The organism is Streptomyces humicola (assembly GCF_024436035.1).
Lineage (GTDB): Bacteria > Actinomycetota > Actinomycetes > Streptomycetales > Streptomycetaceae > Streptantibioticus_B > Streptantibioticus_B humicola.
Genome location: NZ_JANFNG010000002.1, coordinates 381,337 through 404,439, shown reverse-complemented (window position 1 = coordinate 404,439; position 23,103 = coordinate 381,337). Strand labels below are relative to the sequence as shown.

The 23,103-nt window shown below is 70.1% G+C and carries 18 protein-coding genes; 8 read left to right on the top strand and 10 right to left on the bottom strand.

The window, feature by feature from the left end:
• Positions 1-43: 43 nt before the first annotated feature.
• Positions 44-2,707 carry a bifunctional YncE family protein/alkaline phosphatase family protein gene (locus NGB36_RS05295; RefSeq protein ID WP_255918876.1) on the bottom strand — a complete coding sequence of 888 codons (2,664 nt, stop codon included), beginning with the start codon at positions 2,705-2,707 and terminating at the stop codon, positions 44-46.
• Between the two features lie 171 nt (positions 2,708-2,878).
• Here NGB36_RS05295 and NGB36_RS05290 point away from each other — a divergent pair, with 171 nt between their 5' ends.
• Entirely contained in the window at positions 2,879-3,415 is a 537-nt protein-coding gene (locus NGB36_RS05290) for a ribonuclease FAU-1 family protein (RefSeq protein WP_255918875.1), read from the top strand.
• On the opposite strand, the gene NGB36_RS05285 is transcribed toward NGB36_RS05290, so the two are convergent.
• The 5 genes from NGB36_RS05285 to NGB36_RS05265 form a co-directional block, all read right to left on the bottom strand.
• Positions 3,412-4,458, bottom strand: coding sequence for an enoyl-CoA hydratase/isomerase family protein (locus NGB36_RS05285; protein WP_255918874.1), 1,047 nt, complete (start codon positions 4,456-4,458; stop codon positions 3,412-3,414). The genes NGB36_RS05290 and NGB36_RS05285 overlap by 4 nt on opposite strands.
• Before the next feature lie 124 nt (positions 4,459-4,582).
• A complete protein-coding gene (locus tag NGB36_RS05280; RefSeq protein WP_255918873.1) occupies positions 4,583-5,242 on the bottom strand; it encodes a hypothetical protein in 660 nt (219 codons plus the stop codon).
• Between the two features lie 327 nt (positions 5,243-5,569).
• A complete protein-coding gene (locus tag NGB36_RS05275; RefSeq protein WP_255918872.1) occupies positions 5,570-5,710 on the bottom strand; it encodes a hypothetical protein in 141 nt (46 codons plus the stop codon).
• Positions 5,711-5,856: 146 nt separating this feature from the next.
• The gene (locus NGB36_RS05270) at positions 5,857-7,155 is read right to left on the bottom strand and encodes an ABC transporter substrate-binding protein (RefSeq protein WP_255918871.1); all 1,299 of its coding nucleotides are present in this window, start codon (positions 7,153-7,155) and stop codon (positions 5,857-5,859) included.
• Between the two features lie 184 nt (positions 7,156-7,339).
• Positions 7,340-9,727, bottom strand: coding sequence for a phosphoketolase family protein (locus NGB36_RS05265; RefSeq protein ID WP_255918870.1), 2,388 nt, complete (start codon positions 9,725-9,727; stop codon positions 7,340-7,342).
• Between the two features lie 538 nt (positions 9,728-10,265).
• Between NGB36_RS05265 and NGB36_RS05260 the strand changes: the two genes are divergently transcribed.
• Entirely contained in the window at positions 10,266-10,418 is a 153-nt protein-coding gene (locus tag NGB36_RS05260) for a hypothetical protein (RefSeq protein WP_255918869.1), read from the top strand.
• A 32-nt stretch (positions 10,419-10,450) separates the two neighbouring features.
• Here the strand turns inward: NGB36_RS05260 and NGB36_RS05255 are convergent, their stop codons facing one another.
• A complete protein-coding gene (locus tag NGB36_RS05255; protein ID WP_255918868.1) occupies positions 10,451-11,347 on the bottom strand; it encodes an ABC transporter permease in 897 nt (298 codons plus the stop codon).
• Complete coding sequence (locus NGB36_RS05250) at positions 11,347-12,348, bottom strand: ATP-binding cassette domain-containing protein (RefSeq protein ID WP_255918867.1); 1,002 nt, start codon at positions 12,346-12,348, stop codon at positions 11,347-11,349. The genes NGB36_RS05255 and NGB36_RS05250 overlap by 1 nt, the downstream gene beginning before the upstream one ends.
• Before the next feature lie 139 nt (positions 12,349-12,487).
• Here NGB36_RS05250 and NGB36_RS05245 point away from each other — a divergent pair, with 139 nt between their 5' ends.
• The 4 genes from NGB36_RS05245 (at position 12,488) to NGB36_RS05230 (ending at position 17,044) form a co-directional block, all read left to right on the top strand.
• Positions 12,488-14,470 (top strand): aconitate hydratase, encoded by a 1,983-nt coding sequence (locus NGB36_RS05245; protein ID WP_255918866.1) that lies wholly within the window; start codon positions 12,488-12,490, stop codon positions 14,468-14,470.
• Between the two features lie 181 nt (positions 14,471-14,651).
• On the top strand, positions 14,652-15,857 hold the full coding sequence (locus NGB36_RS05240) for a site-2 protease family protein (RefSeq protein ID WP_255918865.1): 1,206 nt from the start codon (positions 14,652-14,654) through the stop codon (positions 15,855-15,857).
• A 95-nt stretch (positions 15,858-15,952) separates the two neighbouring features.
• Positions 15,953-16,384 (top strand): hypothetical protein, encoded by a 432-nt coding sequence (locus NGB36_RS05235; RefSeq protein ID WP_255918864.1) that lies wholly within the window; start codon positions 15,953-15,955, stop codon positions 16,382-16,384.
• A 267-nt stretch (positions 16,385-16,651) separates the two neighbouring features.
• Positions 16,652-17,044 carry a hypothetical protein gene (locus NGB36_RS05230; RefSeq protein WP_255918863.1) on the top strand — a complete coding sequence of 131 codons (393 nt, stop codon included), beginning with the start codon at positions 16,652-16,654 and terminating at the stop codon, positions 17,042-17,044.
• A 74-nt stretch (positions 17,045-17,118) separates the two neighbouring features.
• Here the strand turns inward: NGB36_RS05230 and NGB36_RS05225 are convergent, their stop codons facing one another.
• Positions 17,119-17,898, bottom strand: coding sequence for a polysaccharide deacetylase family protein (locus NGB36_RS05225; protein ID WP_255918862.1), 780 nt, complete (start codon positions 17,896-17,898; stop codon positions 17,119-17,121).
• A gap of 170 nt (positions 17,899-18,068) precedes the next feature.
• Between NGB36_RS05225 and NGB36_RS05220 the strand changes: the two genes are divergently transcribed.
• Positions 18,069-20,009 (top strand): Xaa-Pro dipeptidyl-peptidase, encoded by a 1,941-nt coding sequence (locus NGB36_RS05220; RefSeq protein ID WP_372509380.1) that lies wholly within the window; start codon positions 18,069-18,071, stop codon positions 20,007-20,009.
• Here the strand turns inward: NGB36_RS05220 and NGB36_RS05215 are convergent.
• Positions 19,943-20,443: a VOC family protein gene (locus tag NGB36_RS05215; RefSeq protein WP_255918860.1), complete on the bottom strand. Its 501-nt coding sequence runs from the start codon at positions 20,441-20,443 to the stop codon at positions 19,943-19,945. The two genes, NGB36_RS05220 and NGB36_RS05215, sit on opposite strands and share 67 nt — an antisense overlap.
• Before the next feature lie 173 nt (positions 20,444-20,616).
• Between NGB36_RS05215 and NGB36_RS05210 the strand changes: the two genes are divergently transcribed.
• A complete protein-coding gene (locus NGB36_RS05210) occupies positions 20,617-23,025 on the top strand; it encodes a Tex family protein (RefSeq protein ID WP_255918859.1) in 2,409 nt (802 codons plus the stop codon).
• Positions 23,026-23,103 lie beyond the last annotated feature (78 nt).

Genomic DNA, 23,103 nt, shown 5'->3' with positions numbered 1-23,103 from the left:
CTGTCCCTCCCACGCGGCCGCGTGATCCGCACAATCCTGGTGATCAGCCGTCGTCGCCGTCACCGGTGGGAGCCGTGTCGGCGCCCGGCACCTGGTTGGGCAGCAGGACCTTGCTGTCTCCGGGGAAGGGCGTGGTGAAGCCGTTGCTGGAGTACCAGATGTCCCGGTTCTCCTGCTGCATGTTCACCATGTCCTCGGATTTGTAGTTCTGCTGCGCCGACCACTGCGCCCATACCTTGGCCGCCCCGCCGAGCCCGTTCGGCTGCGGGTTGGTCGTGGTCAGCGGGATCTGGTTGGGCAGGTAGGTGTACGGCGTGAAGTCGGGCTTGTTGCTGAACACGTCGTACATGGGGTTGGCCGTCATGTCCTCCTGATTCATAGGAGGAAGACCGAGGATCTGCTCGATGGTCCGCACGACGTTGAGCTGGGTGTAGTACGTGTCGACCACCGCGCCGCGCTTCGCGTACGGGCTGATGACCAGCGTCGGGTTGCGGTGCCCGTCGACGTGGTCGATGCCGTTCTGCGAGTCGTCCTCCATGACGAAGATCGCGCTGTTCTTCCAGTACGGGCTGTGCGAGATGGTGTCCACGATCCGGCCGAGCGCGAGGTCGTTGTCGGCGACGTGTGCCGACGGCGTGATCGCGCCCGGGCTGGTGCCCTCGGTGTGGTCGTTCATCAGCCACATCATGTTGAGCGACGGCAGGTTGCCCTTCTCCACGTACGTGGCGAAGTCGCTCTGGAAGAGGTCGGCCCGGTACTGGTCGGGGATGTTGAGCTGGAAGTCGGGGAAGTTGGGCTGCAACACCTTCTTCAGCGACGGGATGTCGGTGGTCGGCTGGTAGGTGCCGATCGGCACGTGCAGCTGTCCGGTGGCCTTGCCCTCCAGGATCTGCGAGTCCTGGTACCACTGCTGCCATGTGCCGCCGACCGGCTGGCCGCTCGCGGTCTTGTAGCCGTCGGCGTACTCGCCCCAGTCCGTGACGCTCTTGCCGTGGGCGAGCGCGTCGTCCCAGATGAAGCCGGACTTGACGTTGAGCAGGGCGTCGTCACCGCCGTAGGAACGGGTGTAGTTCCCGTACATCTGCTGCAGGTAGCTGTTGGTGAACGCCTGGTCGATCCAGTTGTGGCCCTCGGCGGAGTTGGTGCCGTCCGAGTACAGGTTGTCGATGAGCGGGAACCGGGTGGCCAATGCGTGGATGTTGGGCGTGACCTGCTTGCCGAACTGGGCGTAGGCGGGGTCGCCGTTGCCGCGCAGGTCGTCGCCGAGCACCTGGTCGTAGGTCCGGTTCTCCTTGACGATCAGGAAGACGTGCTGGATCTTCGACGGATCGCCGACGTGCAGCGGCACCGCGACCGGGGCGGTCCTGCCGTTGCCCGCCTGGTTGCGCCCGAGCAGACCGTTCCACTGATTGTTCTTGAACACCTGCTGGGTGTCGGCCTCGATCTGGCGCGACGAGGGCGTCGGCACGAGCTGCAGCGTGCCCTCGTAGTTGTAGACCTGGTGGCCGGTGACCGGGCCGCCTCCCTCGTCGACCGAACCGTTCGGTCCGACTGAGCCGAGGCCCTGCTCGCTCGCCACCAGCAGCCGGTGCAGCTGCGTGTCCTCGTACAGCGAGCCCGGCACCCAGCCGGTGGGTATCAGGCCTTCGAAGCTCGGCTGGCCGTACGCACCGCTGAAGTCGTAGACGGCGACAGCGTTGTCGCGGGCCAGGCTGACGGCCAGGTGGGTCGGGTCGAGCATCGTCAGCGCGTTGGGCTGGGCCCCGAACTTCGAACCGGGCGCGGGGTTGACGCTGAAGGTCTGGCCGACCTGCTGCTTGGCGGTGTCGATCACCGAGACGGTGTCGTCGTTGCTGTTGGCCACGATGAGATTGCTGCCGCTGGCGAGCAGTGCGCTCGGTTCGAGGCCCACGGTGAATGTCCTCATCTGCCGGCCGGCGGAGAGGTCCACCTCGGAGACGGTGCCGGTCGACGCCATCGAGTCCTGGTTGCCGTTGGTGACGATCGGCGTGCCGTAGGAGTCGTCGGTCTGGTCGCCCGGCTGCGCGGTGCGGCCGCCCTGGTTGCTGACGTAGACCTTGCCGCCGACGACGGCGATCTTGTCGGGCACATTGCCGACCGGGATCTGCCGGGTGACGGTGTTGGTCGTGGTGTCGACGACGCCGAGCGTGTTGTTGCCGCTCAGCGTCACCAGCAGATCGGTGCCGTTCGGTGCCCAGGCGAGGTCGGTGGGCACGGCCTGGCGCCCGCTGACGCCGGGCAGCGGGACCACCACCGGAGCGGAGACCGTGCCGTGGGCCGAGACGTCGAAGCGCAGCAGGTCGGAGGTCTGCGCCAGCCACAGGTGCTTGCCGTCGGGAGAGTACAGGATGCCGCCGTTGGAGATCTTCCCGTTGCCGGTGCCGGAGGGCGGCTGATATTGCTGGAGCACCTTGCGGCCGACGAGGTCGAAGATGGTGACGATGCCGGGGCTTGCGGTGTTGGGGGCGGCGGCGGTCTTCCCGTCCGGGCTGACGGCCAGGTCCATCGGGCGGCCGAACTCGGAGATGGTGTCGCCCGCGGGGGTGACGAACTGGTTGTTGGAGGTGAGGTAGGAGCCGTCGGCCTGCTTGCCGACCAGCTTGGAGCCGAGCGTGGTGTTGCCGAAGCCACCTGCGGCGTAGGTGACGCCGATGCCGGTCCCGGCGAGGGCCAGTATCGTCGTCATGACGACGGCCGGTCTTCTGAAGCGTTGGTAACCCATCCTCAACTGCCTCCGCAGACTGAGGGACCGTCCTGGACGGACGCTCCTGATATCGACGGAGACCGAAAGTACGGTCCAACGTTGAACGGCAGCCACCAACACGGGTGGCAGGAAAGTGAAGTGTAATGTCGGAAGATGACTGATTCCGGCGGCGAAAGGCTGGCACCGGGCAGCCCGGTCACGGTCGAGCTCGTCAAACATCCGCGCCCGGACGTGAGCTACCCGGCCGTCGTGGTCCTTGACGACGCCGACCATATCGTCGTACGCGCGCCCTGGGCCGGCCCGCCCAGCCGGGACTTCGGCTTCACCCGCTTCGAGCAGGGCGATGTCTTCACCGAGCACTACTGGCGCCACCGGTGGTACTCGATCAAGGAAGTGCGGGACGTGGCGGGCGAGTTGAAGGGGTGGTACTGCGACGTGTGCCGGCCGGCCACGGTCCGCAGCAGCGCGCTCGTCGTCCCGGACCTCGACCTGGACCTGTGGCTCTCGGCCGACCGGGCCACCGTCCTGCGCCTCGACGAGGACGAGTTCGCGGCGAGCGGCCTGCAGGAGCGCGACCCGGACGCCGCCGAGCACGCGCGCCGCGCCCTCGACGAACTGGAGCGGCTGGCGCGCGGCGCAGACGGCTTCGCGGGGGTGCTGGGGCCTGTCGGCCGGCTTGGCCCGTCCTAGTCGAGCCAGGTGTGCAGCTCGGCCCGGTCGGGCTCGGCGAGTTCGGCGAGCGCCGCGGGGCGCCAGGACGGGTTGCGGTCCTTGTCCACCAGCGCGGCGCGCACCCCCTCCTGGAAGTCGTGGCTCCTCGCCACGCGGCAGGCCAGCCGCAGATCACGGTCGAGGCACTCGGCGAGCGTGGTCGACGCACCGCGCCGCAGCAGTTCGAAGGTGAGGACGAGGCCGGCGGGGGAGACCCGCCGCAGGCCGTCGAGGGTCTCCGCAGCCCAGTCGCTGCGCTCAGCGGCGAGCCGCTCGAAGACCTCGTCCAGGGTCGGGGCCGAGAAGCAGCGCTCTATGGCGGCGTAGTGGCCGCAGAGCTCGGACGGGGGAGGGGGCGAGGCGAACCGGTCGAGCACGCCCGTGACGTCCTCGCCGCCCGAGGCGTCCAGCGCACGTTCGAGCGCGGGAAGGCGGTCGGCGGTGACGTAGTGCGTGGCCAGCGAGGTCTCGACCGCCGCGGCGGCCGAGATTCGCGTGCCGGCGAGAGCCAGGTACCAGCCGACCGCACCGGGCAGGCGGGGCAGGAAGTACGCGGCGCCGATGTCGGGGAAGAAGCCGATCCCGGTCTCCGGCATGGCGAGTGTCGCGCGCTCGGTCACCACTCGCGCGGTGCCGTGCACGGAGATCCCGAGACCCCCGCCGAGGGCAAACCCGTCGATCAGGGCGACGTACGGCTTGGGGTAGGCGGCGATGGCCGCGTCCATCGCGTACTCGGCGGCGAACAGCGCTCGTACCGCCTCGTGGTCCCCGCGCACCGCCGCAGCGCGCACGGCCCGTATGTCGCCGCCCGAGCAGAACGCCTTCGGCGAGCTGCTGCGGATGACCACTGCCCGTACCGCGTCATCGGTGCGCCACTGCTCCAGTGCCGAAGCCATCGACCCGATCATCCCCAGGTCGAGTGCGTTGAGCGCGGCGGGCCGGTTCAGCACGATTGATCCGATGCCGCCACGGGCGATCGCCTTGACCGTCTCCGTCGCCGTCCCGTGCGCGGGGTGGTGCATGCTGCTCCTGTTCGCCGGTGCTGTGCTGTGCTGTCGCGCCGACGTCACTCTAAACGGGCGGGCGGAACGGAGGAGCCCCCGCCCGGGAGAACTCGGACGGGGGCTGAACTCCGGTCGGTCCGCGTCAGGCGGCGGTCCGGCGGCGGTGGTCATGGCAGTACCGCGGGAAGCCGAAGTGACGCAGCTGGTAGTGGGAGAAGCGGCCGTCACGGCCACCACGCCCGCCGAGGCGGCCCACGCCCTCCCGCCGCTCCTCCAGGCGCACGGCGAGCACCGGCGGACGTCCGTAGAAGCGATGGATCCACGCGCGCAGTCCGTCGATACGGCCCCGAGGGTGACGGGCGTCGAGCACCAGACGGTCACGGTGGTGACGGAAGCGGTCGTCACGTCCGACGCCGCGACCATTACGGCCGTCGAACCGGCCGTCACGCCTCACCTCGATCACCGCGCGCGGGCCCCACGAGCCGAAGGTCAGCCTCGCCGAGATGTCGCGCGCGATACGGACGCGGCGGACGCAGCGGTCGAGACGGCGATGGTTACGGCGCTCCTGGTGACGACGGTGCCGGAAGTGACGACGGTGGTGGCGGCGGTGGTGGTGGCGGCGGGGCTGGTGGCCCCGGCCGCCGGGGACGGGGAAGTCACCCGGCGTGTCCTGCAGGGTGACGACGTGTCCCGGCAGGGAAGCCGGGGCAGGGGCGTCGACGGCGTGGACAGCCGCCGGTGACCCCAGCGCGAGGGCGGCCGCCGTCAGCGACGTGACAGCCCAGAGACGCGAGGCGTGCATCGAAATGACCTCCTGCGGCCGCGGACGTAGGCGGGTACCCACGAAACGGTTCATCCGGGCCTAAAGAGGAGTTAAGGAGCAATCAGGGCATCCCGCATAGCGGGGCCGGACGGCCCCGCACCGCCTCCTGTCGCTCGACCGCAGCAATGAGCGCCACGTCTGCGCAGGTCACGAGGTGACGTCACGTCGCAATGCATTCCATCGCACAGGTGCGATCCGAATGAGTGTCAGAAGAATCAAAAAGACGGTGATCCACGCGAGGCCCGCCGGCCGTGGGTTGCCCCTGCATGGCTCACCGTCAGCTGCTGATCACACGTCAGCCCGAACTCACCGGGTCGACCGCCACGTCCGGCACTTCGACCCGGCCCGCAGCGCCTTGCTCGGGTCGTTCGGCGCGTTCGGGCCGACCTCGGATACGGAGATGTCGGTCGCCAACTTGACCGGCGTGCTCCAGGTGTACTCGGACATGACAAGTGCGAATATGAAATTCCAATCACATCACGATCCGTGATCGCGGGCCGGTCCCAGGCGAGGGTGAGCTCACGCTCATCAAGCACTCCTTGGGAGCGAGGGGCAGGGGGAGTGGGGCGTGCGCTGCCCGCAGGCGACGCCCGTCAGCCCTGCTTGAGCAGCTGGTTGCTCTCGTTGACAGCGTTGTTGAGCGCCTGCTGCGGGGACTCCTTGCCCTGCAGTGCCTTGGCGACCTCCTGCTGCAGGACGGTCTTCATCTGGTCGCTCATCACCGGCGGGGTGTAGTTGACGGCGCCCTTGAGCATCTCGGCGGAGGCGACCCGGACCCGACCCTCGTCCGTGCCGTCATCCTTCGTCCAGTACGGCTCCTGCAGCGAGCCGGCCGTGGAGGGGAAGATCGCGACCTGGTGGGCGAAGGCCTCCTGGTTCTGCTTGTCGGTGATGAAGTGGGCGAAGGCGATGGCCGCCGCCTTGTGCTTGCTCTGGTTGTTGACGCCGAGCCCCATCACGTACATGTTCGGGTGCCCGGTGTTGTTGGGCGCGTCCGTGATCCCGATGTTCTTGTACAGGGAGGGCGCGTTGGTCTTGAAGTTGTCCAGGTCCAGCGCGCTGCCCGGGTTCATCGCGACCTTCTGCTCCAGGAACGCCTGGCCGGCGGCGTCCGGCGTCGTCGACAGCGCCTGCGAGCCGAGCCCGCCCTCGTCGTAGAGCCGCTTGTACTTGGTGAGCAGCTCAACGCCCTTGGCGTCGTTGTAGGTGAAGGCGGTCCCGCTGGAGTTCATCAGCGGCACGCCATAGCGGCCGAAGTCCTCGATGGTCGGCTCCTGGGCGAGCGCAGCGATCTTGCCGCCCGAGTGCTGCGCCATCCGCTCGGCATCGGCGAACAGCTGGTCGTAGGTCTGCGGCGGCGTGTTGGGGTCGAGCCCCGCCTGCTGGAAGAGCGCCTTGTTGTAGAAGAGCGGGCCGGTGTTGAGGTACCACGGGAAGGAGAACGAGCCGCCCAGGCCCGGCAGTTCATTGCCCTGCCATGCCTCGGGCGTGTACTCGCTCTTGTACGTGGACGTGGCCTGCGAGGTGTCGAGGTTCATCAGCAGGCCGGCCTTGGCGAGCGGGTAGGCCAGGTCGGGGGAGACGTTGACGACGTCGGGCAGGGTGCCGCCGGCGGCGTCGGCGCTGAGCTTCTCGGCGTAATTGTCCGCCGGCTGGTCGATCCACTTGACGGTGACGGAGGGGTACTCCTTCTCGAACTGCGTGATCAGTCCGTTGAAGAAGCTCTGGTACTTGGCGCGCAGGTTCCAGGTCTGGAAGGTGATGGCGCCCTCGGCCTTGCCCCCGGCGCTCGACCCGCTGCCGCCTGCGGCTCCCGCCCCGCAGCCGGCCAGCATCGCTGCGGACAGCGCCAGGGGGACGGTGAGGGCGACAGCTGAGCGGGTGATGCGCATGGCCGGCGAACTCCTTTGAACGAGCTGGAGGATTGAACGACGCAAAGCTGCCTTGCGGCCCGGTGAGAAGTCAATGGCCCGCCGACTACTAATGCGCATTAGTTGATATGGCTCAAGCGCATTAGTATCCGCACCGGGACAAGACGAGCGCCCACGGATGAACGGGAGCCCCGCTGGGCCGCGTTCAGTCCTGCCAGCTCCACTCCGCGACCTCCGGCAGGTCCGAGCCGTGCTCCCGGATCCATGCGTGGTGCCGGGAGCGGACGTCGGCCATCGACTGGCGCAGCGACGCGGCCCGTACCGCGAGCCCGGGTACGCGGTCGATGACGTCCATCACCAGCCGGTAGCGGTCGAGGTCGTTGCGCACCACCATGTCGAACGGGGTCGTGGTAGTGCCTTCCTCCATGTAGCCGCGGACGTGCAGATGGGGGTGGACGGCCCGGCGGTAGGTCAGGCGGTGGATGAGCCACGGGTAGCCGTGGTAGGCGAAGATGACCGGCCGGTCTCGGGTGAACAGGGCGTCGAACTCGAAGTCGGGCATACCATGCGGATGTTCTCGCTCGGGGAGCAGCCGGGCCATGTCGACGACGTTGACGACCCGCACCGCGAGCTCGGGCAGGTGGCTGCGGAGCAGCGACGCCGCCGCGATCACCTCCTGCGTGGGCACGTCGCCCGCGCAGGCCAGCACGACGTCCGGCTCGCGCCCGCCGCTGTCCGTCCCGGCCCAGTCCCAGGTGCCGGCGCCACGTGCACAGTGGTCGCGCGCCTCCTGCAGGCCCAGCCAGTCGAAGCAGGGCTGCTTGCCCGCGACTACCACATTGACGTGGTCGCGGCTGCGCAGCACATGATCGGCGACCGACAGCAGGGTGTTGGCGTCCGGCGGCAGGTAAACCCGCACCACCTCGGGCGACTTGTTGAGGACGTGGTCGACGAAGCCCGGGTCCTGGTGGGAGAAGCCGTTGTGGTCCTGGCGCCAGACGTGCGAGGTGAGCAGGTAGTTGAGCGAGGCGACCGGGCGCCGCCAGGGCAGCCTGCGGGAGCTCTTGAGCCACTTGATGTGCTGGTTGACCATCGAGTCGACGATGTGGACGAACGCCTCGTAGCAGGAGAACAGACCGTGCCGGCCGGTGAGCAGATAGCCTTCGAGCCACCCCTGGCAGAGGTGTTCGGAGAGCACCTCCATCACCCGGCCGTCGCGCGCCAGATGCTCGTCGGTGGGCAGCGTCTCGGCCTCCCACACCTTCGCCGTCGCGCCGTAGACCGCGTCCAGACGGTTCGACGCGGTCTCGTCGGGCCCGACGATGCGGAAGTCGCGCCGCCCGGCGGTGGCGGCCATGACCTGCTCCAGCAGGCCGCCGAGCACCCGGGTCGGTTCGTGCAGCGTGGCGCCGGGCTTGTCCACGTCGACGGCGAACGGTTCGAGCGGTGGTACGGGAAGCTCGCGCAGCAGCAGCCCGCCATTGGCCCGCGGGGTTGCGCCGAGCCGCCTGCGGCCTTGCGGCACGTGGCGCAGCACGATCTCGCGCGGACGGCCCTGCTCGTCGAAGAGCTCCTCTGGCCGGTACGAGCGCAGCCATGCCTCCAACTGCCGCAGATGGCCAGGATTTTCCCGGACGTTCGGGAGCGGCACTTGGTGAGCGCGCCAGGTTCCCTCCACGGGTACGCCGTCCACCTCGTGAGGGCCTGTCCATCCCTTGGGGGTGCGCAGCACAATCATCGGCCAGTGCGGACGGTCCTCGACGCCCTCCTCGCGGGCGAGCCGGTGGATGAGGTCGATCCGGTCCAGGGCGAGGTCGAAGGCGCGGGCGAGAGCACGGTGGACCTCGGCGGGATCGTCTCCGCACACGTGCAGCGGCTCATGGCCGAATCCGCGCAGCAGCTTGTCGAGTTCGTGCTCCGGCAGCCGGGCGAGCACCGTCGGGTTGGCGATCTTGTAGCCGTTGAGGTGGAGGATCGGCAGCACGGCGCCGTCGTGCACAGGGTCGAGGAACTTGTTGGCGTGCCACGACGTGGCCAGCGGCCCGGTCTCGGCCTCGCCGTCGCCGATCACGCAGGCCACCACCAGACCCGGGTTGTCGAGCGCGGCGCCGTAGGCGTGGGCGAGGGAGTACCCGAGCTCGCCGCCCTCGTGGATCGAGCCCGGCACCTCGGGCGCCACATGGCTGGGCACGCCACCGGGGAACGAGAACTGCCGGAAGAGCCGCTCCATCCCGGCCGCGTCCCGGGTGACGTCCGGATACGTCTCGGAGTAACTGCCGTCCAGCCACGACCCTGCGAGTACCGCCGGGCCGCCGTGCCCGGGGCCCCAGATGCACAGCGCGTCCAGGTCGCGCCGGCTGATGACGCGGCCGAGGTGGGTGTAGATCAGGTTGAGCCCGGGCGAGGTGCCCCAGTGGCCGAGCAGCCGCGGCTTGATGTCGTCGCGGGTGAGCGGCTCGGTGAGCAGCGGATTGCGCAGCAGGTAGATCTGGCCCGCGGCGAGGTAGTTGGCGGCCCGCCAGTGGGCGTCGAGGGCCGCGAGGTCGTCGTCGGTGAGGTCCGCCGGCGCTGTCGTTGTGGTGGCCTCGGGCATGGTGTCCTGCCTTCCGCGGTCGCGGGTGCTGCACACATGCCTCAGTCTTGTGAAGGCTCAAGGCACCGGCAACCGGATACCGGGCCGCACGGCCAGTCAGCAGAGGCCAGTCAGTGTCGACCAGTCGGCAGCGGCCAGTCCGCAGCGGTCAGCAGCAGGGGACGTCGCAGGGACCGTGGTGGCGTCCGTGCTGTGCCGGGTGACGTTGGCCAGTGCCTCGCGCACGATGCGGGTACACGGTAGCGGCGAGATCCGGTGCCAGCCCTGCCGAGAACTGCGGGTCGGCACGGAGCGTCACAGGCGTCTTCGGTGCGCCGGGGATCGTGTACGCGCCGACCAACTTCCTCGGTCTCGCCGAGCCCGGTGAGCGGCTGCCGTTCCGCGGGCCCCTCCTGGCCCAGCACCCGTACCATCCGCCGGGCCGAGGCCATCGCCTCGCCACGGGCCGCCTCCATGGGCTGCAGCGATGCGGAGACGTGCGGGTTGTCCAGGGCGAGAACGCCGCTGGCCCGCGCCAGCACGGTGATCGCGAGACGTTGTGGGCGAGGAAGTCGTGCAGCTCACCGGCGAGGAAGAGCCGCTCGGCCTCCAGTGCCACCGTGACCGAGCGCTCCCGCTCGATGTCTCAGGCGTGCAGGTAGAGGCCGAGCGGGGCGACGACGGCGACGATCAGGGTCCCGACCACCGATGACCTGTGTCCTGGCGTCGCCGTTGCCGTCGCCGTCAGGAGAGGACGCGGCGCCGGAAGTTGCGCAGACCCAGGCCGAGGAAGAGCACCGTGAACCCGATAAGGACCGGATAGACGATGTAGAGCGGCATGTGCGAGGCCTGCGTGAACCCGGCGCGCATCCCCTCCGTGATGTAGATCAGCGGATTGAGCAGCACCAGAATCTGCAGCCAGTGGAAACCGCCGAGATGCACGGCTCCCAGCTTCGTCCACTGGTAGTACGTGCCGCCGAGGAACACCAGCGGCAGCACGACGAAGCCGAACATCAGCCCGATGTTGCGCGGCTCGAACGTGGTGCCGAGCAGCAGACCCAGCGAGGTCATGCCGATGCACGCCAGCGGGATGAGCGTGACCACGATCCACCAGTGCACGGTCAGATGCGCGTGCACACCCGGTGCGTGCACCACCGCCGCGATCGGGAAGACGATGACTGCCGAGATCAGCCCCTGGGTGGCGCCGGAGAGCACGCGTGCCACAGCCACCAGCCAGATCGGGCACGGCGCCTGCACCCTGTCCTCGATCTCGCGCGTGTAACCGAACTCCTGGGCCATCTGGATCGCCACCGACTGAATTCCCTGGAACATGATGGCGATCGAGACCACGCCGGGCACGAGCACTGTGGCGAAGGCGGATTCTCCGGCCTTCCCGCCGCCCGATCCGATGCCCTGACCGATCGTCGGAAAGACGTAGAGGAAGACGAAGACCAGCAGGAAAGGCTGCATGAGCGTGCGGCCGACGAACTCCCAGAAGTTCTTCCGCAGCACCGTCAGGTCCCGGCGGATCAGCGCCGACAGCGCGGACCGGCTCGACGCCGCCGCGGACCTGCTGGGACGGATGCCGATGGCAGGCGCGACGGGAGCGGCTGCCACCGTGGGATCCATGGATGCCGCCATCAGTCCCTCAGCTCCTTCCCGGTGAGGCCGATGAAGACCGTCTCCAGCGTGGACTCCGAGATCGACAGGTCGACGAGGTTGAATCCGCCGGTCTCGGCCGCGTTCACCACCCGCGGCACCAGCCGTTCGTTCCCCTTCACCTGCAGCTCGACGCCGCCGTCGACCAGCCGGGTGCGGACCACGCCGTCGACATGGTCGGCGAGCTGTGCGGCGAGCGCCGAGGGATCGCCGCTCGCGGTGACGGTGACGACGGTGTCCGCGCCGACGCTCTGCTTGAGCGCGGCCGGTGTGTCCAGGGCGAGGATCCGGCCGTGGTCGATGATCGCCACCCGGTCGCACAGCTGGTCGGCCTCTTCCATGTAGTGCGTGGTCAGCACGATGGTCTGGCCGTCCGCGATGAGCTGTTCCAGGATCTCCCACAAGGCGAGGCGGCTCTGCGGGTCCAGGCCGGTGGTCGGCTCGTCGAGGAAGAGCACGGCCGGGCGGTGGAAGATCGCACGCGCGACGAGCAAGCGCTGCGCCATCCCGCCGGAGAGGGCGAAGACGGAGGCGTTCGCCCACTTCGACAGGCGGAATTGCTCCAGCAGTTCGTCGGCGTGACGCCGGGACTGGCGGGCCGGCATGCCGAAGAGCAGACCGTGGAAGTAAAGGTTCTCCCGGACCGTCAACGCCCGGTCCAGCGTGTTCTGCTGGCTGACCACCGCGATCACCTGTTTGGCGAGCGTCGGCCGTGCGATCACGTCGATCTCGCCGACGTACGCGGAGCCCGACGTCGGCACGACACGCGTGGTGAGCATCCCGACCGTCGTGGTCTTGCCCGCGCCGTTCGGGCCCAGCAGCCCGAAGATCTCGCCGTGGTACACGGTCAGATCGAGCCCGTCGACGGCCTTGAAATCCGTCTTCGGATAGATCTTCGTCAGCCCCTCGGTACGGATGACGACCTCGCGATCGTCGCTCTCCGACGCCGTCCGGGCGGAGACCGGCACTGCTTCAGTCACCATGGCTCACCCCTCGCAGGAACCCCCTGCCCCTGTCTGACAACCATCCGCTACCGGGGCGAACGGGGCAACTCCTTCCTGCATGCGGTCACCCGTACCGGGTACGCAGACCGTTGTGAGCGGAGAAGCGAACAGAGGACCCGTGAGCGGCGCACGCAATTCCGCAGACACGGTGGCGCACCGGCTCATCGCAGATCACCTGGTCGAAGGCCGGATGGAACCCGGCACCGAGATCGGGCTGCGCATCGACCAGACCCTCACCCAGGACGCCACCGGCACGCTGGTGATGCAGGAACTGGAGGCCCTGGGCCTGGACCGGGTGCGCACCGAGACCAGCGTCCAGTACGTCGACCACAACCTGCTGCAGGCGGACGAGCGGAACGCCGAGGACCACGCGTTCCTCCGCTCCGCGGCACGGCGTTTCGGCATCTGGTACTCCAAACCGGGGAACGGGGTCTCCCACCCCACCCACATGCAGCGCTTCGGCATCCCGGGCAGGACCCTGGCCGGCTCCGACTCCCACACCTGTGCCGCCGGGTCGCTGGGCATGCTGGCGCTCGGCACCGGCGGGCTGGAAGTCGCCCTCGTCATGGCGGGACGGCCGCTGCACGTGACGATGCCGGAGATCTGGGGCGTCCGGCTCACCGGCCGGCTTCCGCAGTGGGTCAGCGCCAAGGACGTCGTCCTGGAGATGCTGCGCCGTCACGGCGTCAAGGGCGCGGTGGGCCGCATCCTCGAATACCACGGTCCCGGCCTCGGCTCGCTCACCGCGATGGACCGGCACGTCATCGCCAACATGGGCGCCGAACTCGGCGCGACCACCACGGTCTTCCCCGCCGACGACGCGGCGCGGGAGTTCCTGCGCGCGGAGGGCCGCGAGGACGACTTCACCCGGATCACCGCCGAGCCCGGGGCCGTCTACGACCTCGAAGAGGAGATCGACCTCTCCGCGCTCGAACCGCTCATCGCCCGCCCCACCTCGCCCGGCAACGTCGTGCCGGTACGCGAGGTCGCGGGCGAGCCGATCGGACAGGCGGTGATCGGTTCCTCCGCCAACCCCGGCCTGCGGGACTTCGCCATCGCCGCCGCCATGGTCAAGGGGCGTCAGACCGACGGCTCCGTCAGCTTCGACGTCAACCCCACCTCCCGGGAGATCCTGCAGGACCTCACCCGGTGCGGCGCCACCTTCGACCTGATCGCCGCGGGCGCCCGCATCCACCAGGCAGGCTGCCTCGGCTGCATCGGCATGGGGCAGGCGCCCGCCGTCGGCCGCAACTCCCTGCGCACCTTCCCGCGAAACTTTCCCGGCCGCTCCGGCACGGAGGACGACGCGGTGTGGCTGTGCTCGCCCGAGACGGCCACCGCCTCCGCGCTGACCGGCGTCATCACCGACCCGCGCGACTGGGCGGACAAGGAGAACGTCCGCTACCCACGGCTCGATCTGCCGCAGCGCGCCAGCGTCAACACCGCGATGCTCGAAGCGCCCCTCCCGCCGGAGCAGGCAGCGCGGACGGAACTGGAACGCGGCCCCAACATCTCCGGGCTTCCCGACTTCGACCCGATGCCCGACGTCGTCGAAGGCCCCGTGCTGCTCAAGACCGGGGACGACGTCTCCACGGACGAGATCTCACCGGCCGGCGCCAAGGCGCTCCCGTACCGCTCCAACATCCCCAGACTCGCCGAATTCACCTTCACCCGCATCGACCCCGCCTACCCGCGCCACGCCGCCGAGCCGGGCACCCGCGACGGCGGCGGGCACTTCGTCGTCGGCGGCGAGAACTACGGCCAGGGCTCCTCCCGCGAACACGCCGCGATCACCCCGCGCTACCTCGGGCTGCGCGCCGTCGTCGCGAAGTCCTACGCACGCATCCACTGGCAGAACCTCGCCAACTTCGGTGTCCTCGCCCTGGAGTTCGCCCACCCGGGTGACTACGACCGCATCGACACCGGTGACCGGCTGCGCCTCGACGGCCTGCACGCGGCGCTCGCTCCCGGTGCCGCCCCCACGCTTCAGTTGCGCAATGTCACCAAGGGCGAGGAGTACGAGGTACGGCACCGGCTCTCCGACGGCCGCCGCCGCACCGTCCTGGCAGGCGGCATCATCCCGGCGCTTACCTCACGCTGACGGTCGCCGGGCACCTACCGGGGTATAAGGCCAGTACGGCCGACCGGCAATTCCGGGTGGGCCGGACGGGCCATCCCGGGCGGCGCCGGCACGGCGCGATGCTGGAAGCGAGAGGGCCCGCCCCCGAAGCCGTCGCGGTCGCGCGGCGGCGCGGGCGCAGACCGGAGGACGAGGGATCGCAATGAACGGTTCCCTGCCGATCGGGCGGCTTTTCGGAGTGCCGCTCAAGGTTCACTGGAGCGCGCCGCTGCTGGTGGCGCTGCTCGGGTTCGGCCTGGGCAGCCAGACCCTGCCCGCGCTCGCCCCCGGCCACTCCAGGGCTGCCTACACCGCGGCCGCGCTGCTCGGGGCGATCGCACTGATGCTCAGCCTGCTGCTGCACGAGGCCGCGCACGCCGTCATCGCCCGCAGAAAGGGCGTGGACGTCGAGGACATGACGCTGTGGGCGCTCGGTGGCGTCACCCGGATGGGTCAGCCGACGACTCCCGGAGCGGTGCTGCTGATATCGGCGAGCGGCCCGTTGACCAGCCTGCTGCTCGGCGGCCTCGGCATCGGCGCCGCGTTCGCCGTCGCCACCGGCCTCCACTGGACCGTCGTCGCCGCCGTCCTGCTGTGGGCGGGCTCGGCCAATGTGCTGCTCGGCGTTTTCAACCTGCTGCCCGCCGCGCCGCTCGACGGCGGCCGCGTGCTGCAGGCAGCGCTGTGGCGGCACAGCGGCGACCGTGAACGGGCGGCGCGCGCTGCGGGACGAAGCGGCCAGGCGGTCGGCGTTCTGCTGCTCTTCGTCGGCGGCATCGCCTTCCTGCGGGGCTCGGCCAACGGGCTGTGGCTGATGCTCATCGGCTTCTTCATCACCGGCTCGGCGGGCGAGGAGGTGCGCCGCGCCGTGCTGAGCTCCGCGCTGCGCGGGGTTCCGGTCTCGCAGGCCATGTCGTCCCCCGTCGACACCCTGCCCGAGTGGCTGACCGTGGCCCGTTTCTTCGATGACGCCCGCTCCTACCGTCACTCGGTGCTCCCGCTGGTCGACCTCGACGGTCGTCCCACCGGGATCGTCACGGTGCGGCGGCTCGCCATGGTGCCCGCGGGCCAGCGCGAGGACGTGCGGGTGCGCGAGCTGGCGATACCGCTGTCGCGGTGTGCCGTCGCCGCCCCGGGCGACGATCTGTACGAGGTCCTCAGCCGCCTGAGCGCGCCGTATGCGCAGCGCATCCTGGTGCTCGACGGCAGCCGCCTGGTGGGGATTGTCACCGCCCGTGACATCTCGCGGATCACCGCCCGGCGCATGCTCGAGGAGCGGGACGGCCGCCGGGACGGCGCGGACCCCGGTGGCCCCTGGGACCAGCGGGACCACCGCAATCCGGAGGCCGGTCCGCACACCGCGCGCTGACCGGCAACGGGAGCCGCGACGAGCTGTGCCGCGTTATGTCCGCCCACGTCGGGTAGTCGTACTTTGAGACAAGAGCTCTCTTCGAGGTGATCGCAATGCTGCTGTTGGGACTCATCCTCCTCGCCGGGACCGCCGCGTTCACCGGCCTGCTGATCGCCGACAACATCGGCGGGGGCCCGCACTACACCGCGTCGATGCTCGGCAACCACATCGCCACGCTCAACATGCTCGGTGCCTTCCTCGTCGGGATCGTGCTGACGCTGGTGTTCTGCCTCGGTCTTGCGATGCTGACCGGCGGTGCGGCACACCACCGCCGTCGCGGCGCCGACCTGAAGGCGGCGCGGCGCTCCGCGGCGCAGGCAGCGGCAGAGCGCGACGAACTCGCCGCTCGCATCCAGGCCGGCCAGGCGAGCCAGACGCAGACCGCGCCGATGCCCGCCGCAGCACGGCCGGAGCAGGAGCCCGTCCGGGCGACCGCCGGCAACGGGCACGGACACCGGCACCGCATTCACCTGTTCGGACACTGACCAGGCCGCGCGGATTCAGCGCGTAAGGGACGCCCAGCGCTGCTCGGCCCTGTCCACCTTCCAGTACGCCAGGGCGCACGCCGGTCTTCCCGAACACCACGGCCCGGCCACTCCAGCGCGTGCGGCAGGTGCGCCGCCACTCCGGTCAATGGTGACGCGGCCGTCACGTCCGATTGGGTACATTCCCCGCCGAACCGATGACCAAGTGCTGCCTCGGGCGTTGATCAGTCCCCGAGTAGGACCGACATGCTCTTGGAGGCATCACTCATGAAGTCCCTCACGACGTCGCAGGCCGCGCGCGGCGCCTGGGTACTGGCGGGCAGCGCTGCCGTCATCGTGCTGGCGGCGGGCACCGCCTCCGCGACGACCACCGACCACGCTCCGGACCACCACGGCAGGTACCTGCACCTGCTGCGACCGGTCCACCTGCGGCACGAGGCCGGTTACCGTCTTGAGCACCGCCGCCTCGCGGAGCGCCGCCTCGAGCTCCGCCGCCTCGAGCTCCGCCGCCTCGAAGAGCGCCGGCTGGAGCGCCTGCGGCTCGAACACCGCCGCATGGAGGAGCGCCGCCTGGCGGAGCACCGGCTGACGCACCACTTCGGCTACCTGCACCACCTGCACTACCACCACTCGGCTCCCATGCAGCACGGGATGCGCTGAGCCGACGGCCCGTCAGGGCCGAGCATTTACCACGGCAGCCGTGCAGCGCCCACGGGGCGCTGTCCGGCTGCCGCTTACGCAACCTGTGTGAGCAGCTCCGATGTGGTCACGGCGCGCAGCCCGCGCTGCCGCAACCCGTCGAGCACGGCGGGCAGTGCCTCGACCGTGCCGGCGTGCCCGAGGTGCAGGCTGACCACCGAGCCGCGCTCGACCTTGCGCAGCACTGTGCGCTGCACGGCGTCGGCGCCGGGATCGGTGTAGTCGAGCGAGTCGACGTCGTACGACAGCACGTGCGGGTAGCCTGCCGCGCGCGCCAGCCGCTCCACCAACGGGGTGGCGTACTGGGCCTGCGACGGCCGGAACCAGCGGCCGATCGATCCCGTGAGCCTGCGCAGCCGTTGCGCGCACCCGTTGATCTCGGCCGACGCCTCGGTAGCGGGCATGTCGCAGATGGCGAGGTGGTTCTGCGTGTGATTCCCCAGCTCATGGCCGCCGTCGAGCACGCGGTGCGCCATCTGCGGATAGGCGTCGAGCCAGCTGCCCACGGCCAGCACGGTGAGCCGGGCCCCGGCCCGCTCGGCCTCTCCGAGCAGCGCCGTGCAGAGCTTGGGTTCGCCCTGCCCGTGGAAGGTGAGCGCGACGAGCGGGCGGTCGCGCGGCGCGTTGGTGATCTGCTCCGGAAGCGATGCGGGCAGCGGCCGTTGCGACGACGGCGTGCGAGCGGCGGGCGCGGGGGAGTGCGGTGGGATCCCGGCGACGGGCGTCCGGTGGTCGTCCACGCACCCGCAGGCCACGGCCCCGAGGGCCGCGCTCTGCATGGCGGCCCGCAACACACTGCGGCGATCGATGGGCATCGCGCCTGACTTTAGCCTCTTTTGGGACAAACTTCGCGTATCGGTCGGCGACAGGCTGGCTCATTGTGATCTCCTGTCATGGATGTGACAGGAGATAACGTCCGTGCGTGCTGTCCTTCACGCGCGGATCCCGCTCACCGGCCGCCGTCACTGGCGTTGTTGCCGCCCTCGTGGCCGTCATCACGTTGCTGACGGCCGCGTTCACCCTTCCGGCCGACGCACGCGGCAACGACCCCGCGCCCGGCCCCACCCAGCCGGTCTACTCGTACGCCCGCGCCATCCGCCAATCGGTGTGGGTGGACACCGGACTGAGCGCCGACAGGAAGGACGGCAAGCCCGTGCGCGTCGCTGCCGACATCATCCGGCCGCGCGAGCCCGCCGCGGCCGGTCGTCGCGTCCCCGTCATCATGGACGCCAGCCCCTACTACTCCTGCTGCGGGCGCGGCAACGAGAACCAGGTCAAGACCTACGACGGACACGGGAATCCGGTCCGGTTCCCGCTCTTCTACGACAACTACTTCGTACCGCGCGGCTACGCCGTCGTCCTCGTCGACCTGGCCGGCACCAACCGCTCCGACGGCTGTACGGACGTCGGCGGACCGTCCGACGTGCAGTCGGCCAAGGCCGTCATCGACTGGCTGAACGGCCGCGCCCGCGGCTACAGCGCGCGCAGCGGCGGACATCCCGTCTCGGCCACGGACTGGGCCGACGGTTCGGTCGGCATGATCGGCAAGAGCTGGGACGGCACCATCGCCAACGGCGTTGCCGCCACCGGGGTCGAGGGGCTGAAGACGATCGTGCCGATCAGCGCCATCAGCTCCTGGTACGACTACTACTTCGCGCAGGGAGCCGCCCTCTACGACGGCGGACCCGACCAACTCGCCGGCTCCGTGGAGTCGACGTCCGCGCATGCGCACTGTGCGGCCGAACAACAGCGGCTGCGCGACGGCGCGCCGCGCAATGGCGACTGGACGCAGGCCTGGCAGCAACGCGACTATGTCGCCGCGGCGTCGAAGGTGCGCGCGAGCGTCTTCGTCGTCCATGGACTGGAAGACCTCAACGTGCGGACCCAGAACGTCGGGCCGTGGTGGGACGCGCTCGCCGCGCACCATGTCGAGCGGAAGATCTGGCTGTCGCAGACCGGTCACGTCGATCCGTTCGACTACCGGCGGGCCGTCTGGGTGAACACCCTTCACCAGTGGTTCGACCACTACCTCATGGGCGTCGACAACGGCATCGAGCGCGCTTCGATGGCCGATGTCGAGCGCAGCCCCGACCACTGGACCACGGACCCGGTCTGGCCCGCCCCGGGCACGGCGTCCACCCGCATCTCTCCGGTCGCTTCCGGAACGCCCGGGATCGGCACGCTCGCACTCCCTCCCGCGCTCTCCGGGGCAGCCGGAACCGAGTCTTACACCGACGACCCCAGCCGGAGCGAGACCGACTGGGCCGCTGCGGCCGGGCAGCCGACGCCCGACAAGGTCTCGTTCCTGACGGGAACGCTGACGCGGCCGCTACGGTTCTCCGGCAGCGGTACCGTCACCCTCACCGCGACCGCGTCGACCACCAGCGCGCACCTGTCGGCGGTGCTCGTCGACCTCGGCCCCGCCACCATCCGTGACTACGAGGGCAGCGGCGAAGGCATCAAGACGCTGACCACCAGGTCGTGTTGGGGTGAGAGCGGCCCGGGCGACAGTGCCTGCTTCCTCGACACCGCGGCCGACACCGAGTCCGTCGGGTTCACCGTCTTCAGCCGCGGCTGGGCCGATCTCGGGCACGGAGGCGCGGGGTTGCACGGCGGCCCGCTCACCCCGGGCAAGCCGTACACGATCACTCTTCGGCTCGCGGCGAGCGATCACATCGTCCCGGCCGGCCACCGTCTCGCGCTCATCGTGGCCGGCACCGACAAGGGTCTGATCGTCCCGCCCGACACCAGGCCCGCACTCCGCCTCGATCTCGCGGGGTGCTTCGCGCAGCTGCCGTTGGTCGGCGGGCCGGCAGCCTGGACCGCGGCCACCGGACAGGGCGCGGGTCAGGGCGCCGGTCAGGTCGCCGAGCCTGCGGCCGCTCCGGTCCTCAGGTCCGCGCCCCAGCGGTCGAGTGCGGCCTGAAGGTCGAGCGGGCGGATCCCGGCGGACTCCTCGGCGCCCGGCCAGTCCTCGCGCGGCACCCGCCACATCACCTCGAACTCGTTGCCGTCGGGGTCCTTGGCGTACAGGGACTTGGAGACGAGGTGGTCGCTGGCGCCGACGAGTGCGCCGCGCTCGGTGAGCTTGCGCGCCATCTCGGCGAGCTCGCCGAGCGTGCCGACCTCCCAGGCGAGGTGGTAGAGCCCGACGCGCCCCTGCTCGGGGCCGAGGGCGTCGCCGCCGAGGGCGAAGAGGCCGAGGTCGTGGTCGTTGAGCGTCTCCTGCGCCCGCAGGAAGGCGGCCCTGCCCGGGATCTCGGTGTCCACGGTGAACCCGAGGACGTCGGTGTAGAAGGCGACGGAGCGTGCCACGTCGCGGATGTAGAGAACGGCGTGATTGAGGCGGCGTACAGGCATGTCGGCTCCTTCTCGTATCTGAATGTCATCGTACGCCGAGGATGCTTGAAATTTCAAGAAAGCCCGCATCGCCCGTGGGCCGCGCGACAAGCGCACCCGCGCCCCGGCACAATGCACACCACAGCTCAGCGAGACAGACCAGCTGGAAACAGCGAGACAAGTGGATCGGGATTGTGACGACGACGGCTATCGGTTCTATCGGGCAGCGCATCGCCGAAGAGCTCGGCGTACGCGAAGGGCAGGTCAAGGCGGCGGTCGACCTGCTCGACGGCGGGGCGACCGTGCCGTTCATCGCCCGTTATCGCAAGGAGGCGACCGGCGCCCTCGACGACGCCCAGCTGCGCACCCTCGAGGAGCGGCTGCGCTATCTGCGGGAGTTGGAAGAGCGGCGGGCGGCCATCATCGAGTCGATCGAGGCGCAGGGCAAGCTCGACGACGCGCTCAAGGCGCAGATCCTGGCCGCCGACTCCAAGGCGCGCCTGGAGGACATCTACCTCCCCTACAAGCCCAAGCGCCGCACCAAGGCACAGATCGCGCGCGAAGCCGGCCTCGAACCGCTCGCGGACCGGCTGCTCGGCGATCCGGGGCTCGAACCGCAGGCCGCTGCGGGCGAGTTCGTGGACGCGGACAAGGGGGTCGCCGACGCCGCGGCTGCCCTGGAGGGTGCACGGGCGATCCTCGTAGAGCGGTTCGGCGAGGACGCGGACCTGATCGGCACCCTGCGTGAACGCATGTGGTCGCAGGGGCGGCTCGTCTCCCGGGTCCGGGAGGGCAAGCAGGAGGCCGGCGCCAAGTTCGCCGACTACTTCGACTTCGCCGAACCCTTCGGCAAGCTTCCGTCCCACCGCATCCTGGCGCTCTTCCGCGGCGAGAAGGAGGAGGTGCTCGACCTCACCCTGGAACCGGAGGAGACGGACGAGGCGCGCGCCGCCGACGGCCCGTCCGGCTACGAACGGCATATCGCCCAGCGGTACGGGATCGCCGACCGCGGCCGCCCCGCCGACCGCTGGCTGACCGAGACCGTTCGCTGGGCCTGGCGCACCCGCATCCTCGTCCACCTCGGGCTCGACCTGCGTGCCCGGCTGCGCACGGAGGCCGAGGACGAGGCCGTCCGCGTCTTCGCCGCCAACCTGCGCGACCTGCTGCTCGCCGCGCCGGCCGGCGCCCGCGCCACGATGGGCCTCGACCCCGGCCTCCGTACCGGTGTGAAGGTCGCCGTCATCGACCCCACCGGCAAGGTTGTGGCCACCGACACCATCTACCCGCACGTGCCGCACCGACGCTGGGACGACTCGCTCGCGACCCTCGCCGCGCTCGCCCGTACCCACGGGGTCGACCTGATCGCGATCGGCAACGGGACCGCTTCGCGCGAGACCGACAAGCTCGCCGCCGACCTCATCAAGGCCCACCCTGAGCTGAAGCTGACGAAGGTCGTGGTCTCCGAGGCCGGCGCCTCCGTCTACTCGGCCTCCGCCTACGCCTCCCAGGAGCTGCCGGAGCTCGACGTGTCGCTGCGCGGCGCCGTCTCCATCGCCCGCCGCCTGCAGGACCCGCTCGCCGAGCTGGTCAAGATCGACCCCAAGTCGATCGGCGTCGGGCAGTATCAGCACGACCTGTCCGAACTCAAGCTCTCCCGCTCGCTCGACGCCGTCGTCGAGGACTGCGTCAACGGTGTCGGGGTGGACCTCAACACCGCGAGCGCACCGCTGCTGCGCCGGGTGTCGGGCATCACCGCGGGCCTCGCCGACAACATCGTCCAGCACCGCGACGCCAACGGCCCCTTCCGTTCCCGCAAGTCGCTCAAGGACGTTGCCAGGCTCGGTCCGAAGGCGTTCGAGCAGTGTGCCGGATTCCTGAGGATCACCAACGGCGACGACCCGCTCGACGCCTCCAGCGTCCACCCGGAGGCCTATCCGGTGGTGCGCCGCATCACCGCCGCCGCGGGCGCCGACATCAAGGCGCTGATCGGCAACACCGCGGTGCTGCGCTCGCTGAAGCCGCAGGACTTCGCGGACGACACCTTCGGTGTGCCGACCGTCAGCGATATCCTCGGCGAGCTGGAGAAGCCGGGCCGCGACCCGCGCCCGGCCTTCAAGACGGCCGCCTACAAGGACGGGGTCGAGGAGATCAAGGACCTCACCGCCGGCATGCTGCTTGAAGGGGTGGTCACCAATGTCGCCGCCTTCGGCGCATTCGTCGACATCGGTGTCCACCAGGATGGGCTCGTGCACGTCTCGGCGATGTCCAAGTCCTTCGTCAAGGACCCGCGTGACGTGGTCAAGCCGGGCGACGTGGTGACGGTCAAGGTGCTCGACGTGGACATCCCCCGCAAGCGGATCGGCCTGACGCTGCGGCTCGACGACGAGGTACCGGCCGGCGGGGGAGAGCGCGAGCGCCGTGAGCCGCGCGCCAAGGGCTCCACCGGCGGCGGTGCGCGACGTGGTGCGCCGCCGCGCCAGAGCCGTGGCGGGGCGCCACGCCGCGACCAGGGCTCCCCGGGCGGAGGCGGCGCGCTCGCCGACGCCCTGCGCCGAGCGGGTCTGGTGGGCGGCGACGGAGGCCCGGGGCCCGGCCGCCGCTGAGGCCCGCTGAGCCGCATGGCTGAGGCCGGGACGCATGCGCGTCCCGGCCTCAGCCATGCGCAGGATGAATGTGCGGCT

Excerpts from the sequence above, each read along its gene's own strand:
- NGB36_RS05225 (WP_255918862.1), bottom strand. The coding sequence starts at position 17,898 with ATGCCCATCGATCGCCGCAGTGTGTTGCGGGCCGCCATGCAGAGCGCG.
- NGB36_RS05255 (WP_255918868.1), bottom strand. The coding sequence starts at position 11,347 with ATGGCGGCATCCATGGATCCCACGGTGGCAGCCGCTCCCGTCGCGCCT.
- NGB36_RS05285 (WP_255918874.1), bottom strand. The coding sequence starts at position 4,458 with ATGCACCACCCCGCGCACGGGACGGCGACGGAGACGGTCAAGGCGATC.
- NGB36_RS05270 (WP_255918871.1), bottom strand. The coding sequence starts at position 7,155 with ATGCGCATCACCCGCTCAGCTGTCGCCCTCACCGTCCCCCTGGCGCTG.
- NGB36_RS05230 (WP_255918863.1), top strand. The coding sequence starts at position 16,652 with ATGAAGTCCCTCACGACGTCGCAGGCCGCGCGCGGCGCCTGGGTACTG.
- NGB36_RS05235 (WP_255918864.1), top strand. The coding sequence starts at position 15,953 with ATGCTGCTGTTGGGACTCATCCTCCTCGCCGGGACCGCCGCGTTCACC.
- NGB36_RS05250 (WP_255918867.1), bottom strand. The coding sequence starts at position 12,348 with ATGGTGACTGAAGCAGTGCCGGTCTCCGCCCGGACGGCGTCGGAGAGC.
- NGB36_RS05265 (WP_255918870.1), bottom strand. The coding sequence starts at position 9,727 with ATGCCCGAGGCCACCACAACGACAGCGCCGGCGGACCTCACCGACGAC.
- NGB36_RS05240 (WP_255918865.1), top strand. The coding sequence starts at position 14,652 with ATGAACGGTTCCCTGCCGATCGGGCGGCTTTTCGGAGTGCCGCTCAAG.
- NGB36_RS05275 (WP_255918872.1), bottom strand. The coding sequence starts at position 5,710 with ATGTCCGAGTACACCTGGAGCACGCCGGTCAAGTTGGCGACCGACATC.
- NGB36_RS05295 (WP_255918876.1), bottom strand. The coding sequence starts at position 2,707 with ATGACGACGATACTGGCCCTCGCCGGGACCGGCATCGGCGTCACCTAC.
- NGB36_RS05215 (WP_255918860.1), bottom strand. The coding sequence starts at position 20,443 with ATGCCTGTACGCCGCCTCAATCACGCCGTTCTCTACATCCGCGACGTG.
- NGB36_RS05280 (WP_255918873.1), bottom strand. The coding sequence starts at position 5,242 with ATGCACGCCTCGCGTCTCTGGGCTGTCACGTCGCTGACGGCGGCCGCC.
- NGB36_RS05290 (WP_255918875.1), top strand. The coding sequence starts at position 2,879 with ATGACTGATTCCGGCGGCGAAAGGCTGGCACCGGGCAGCCCGGTCACG.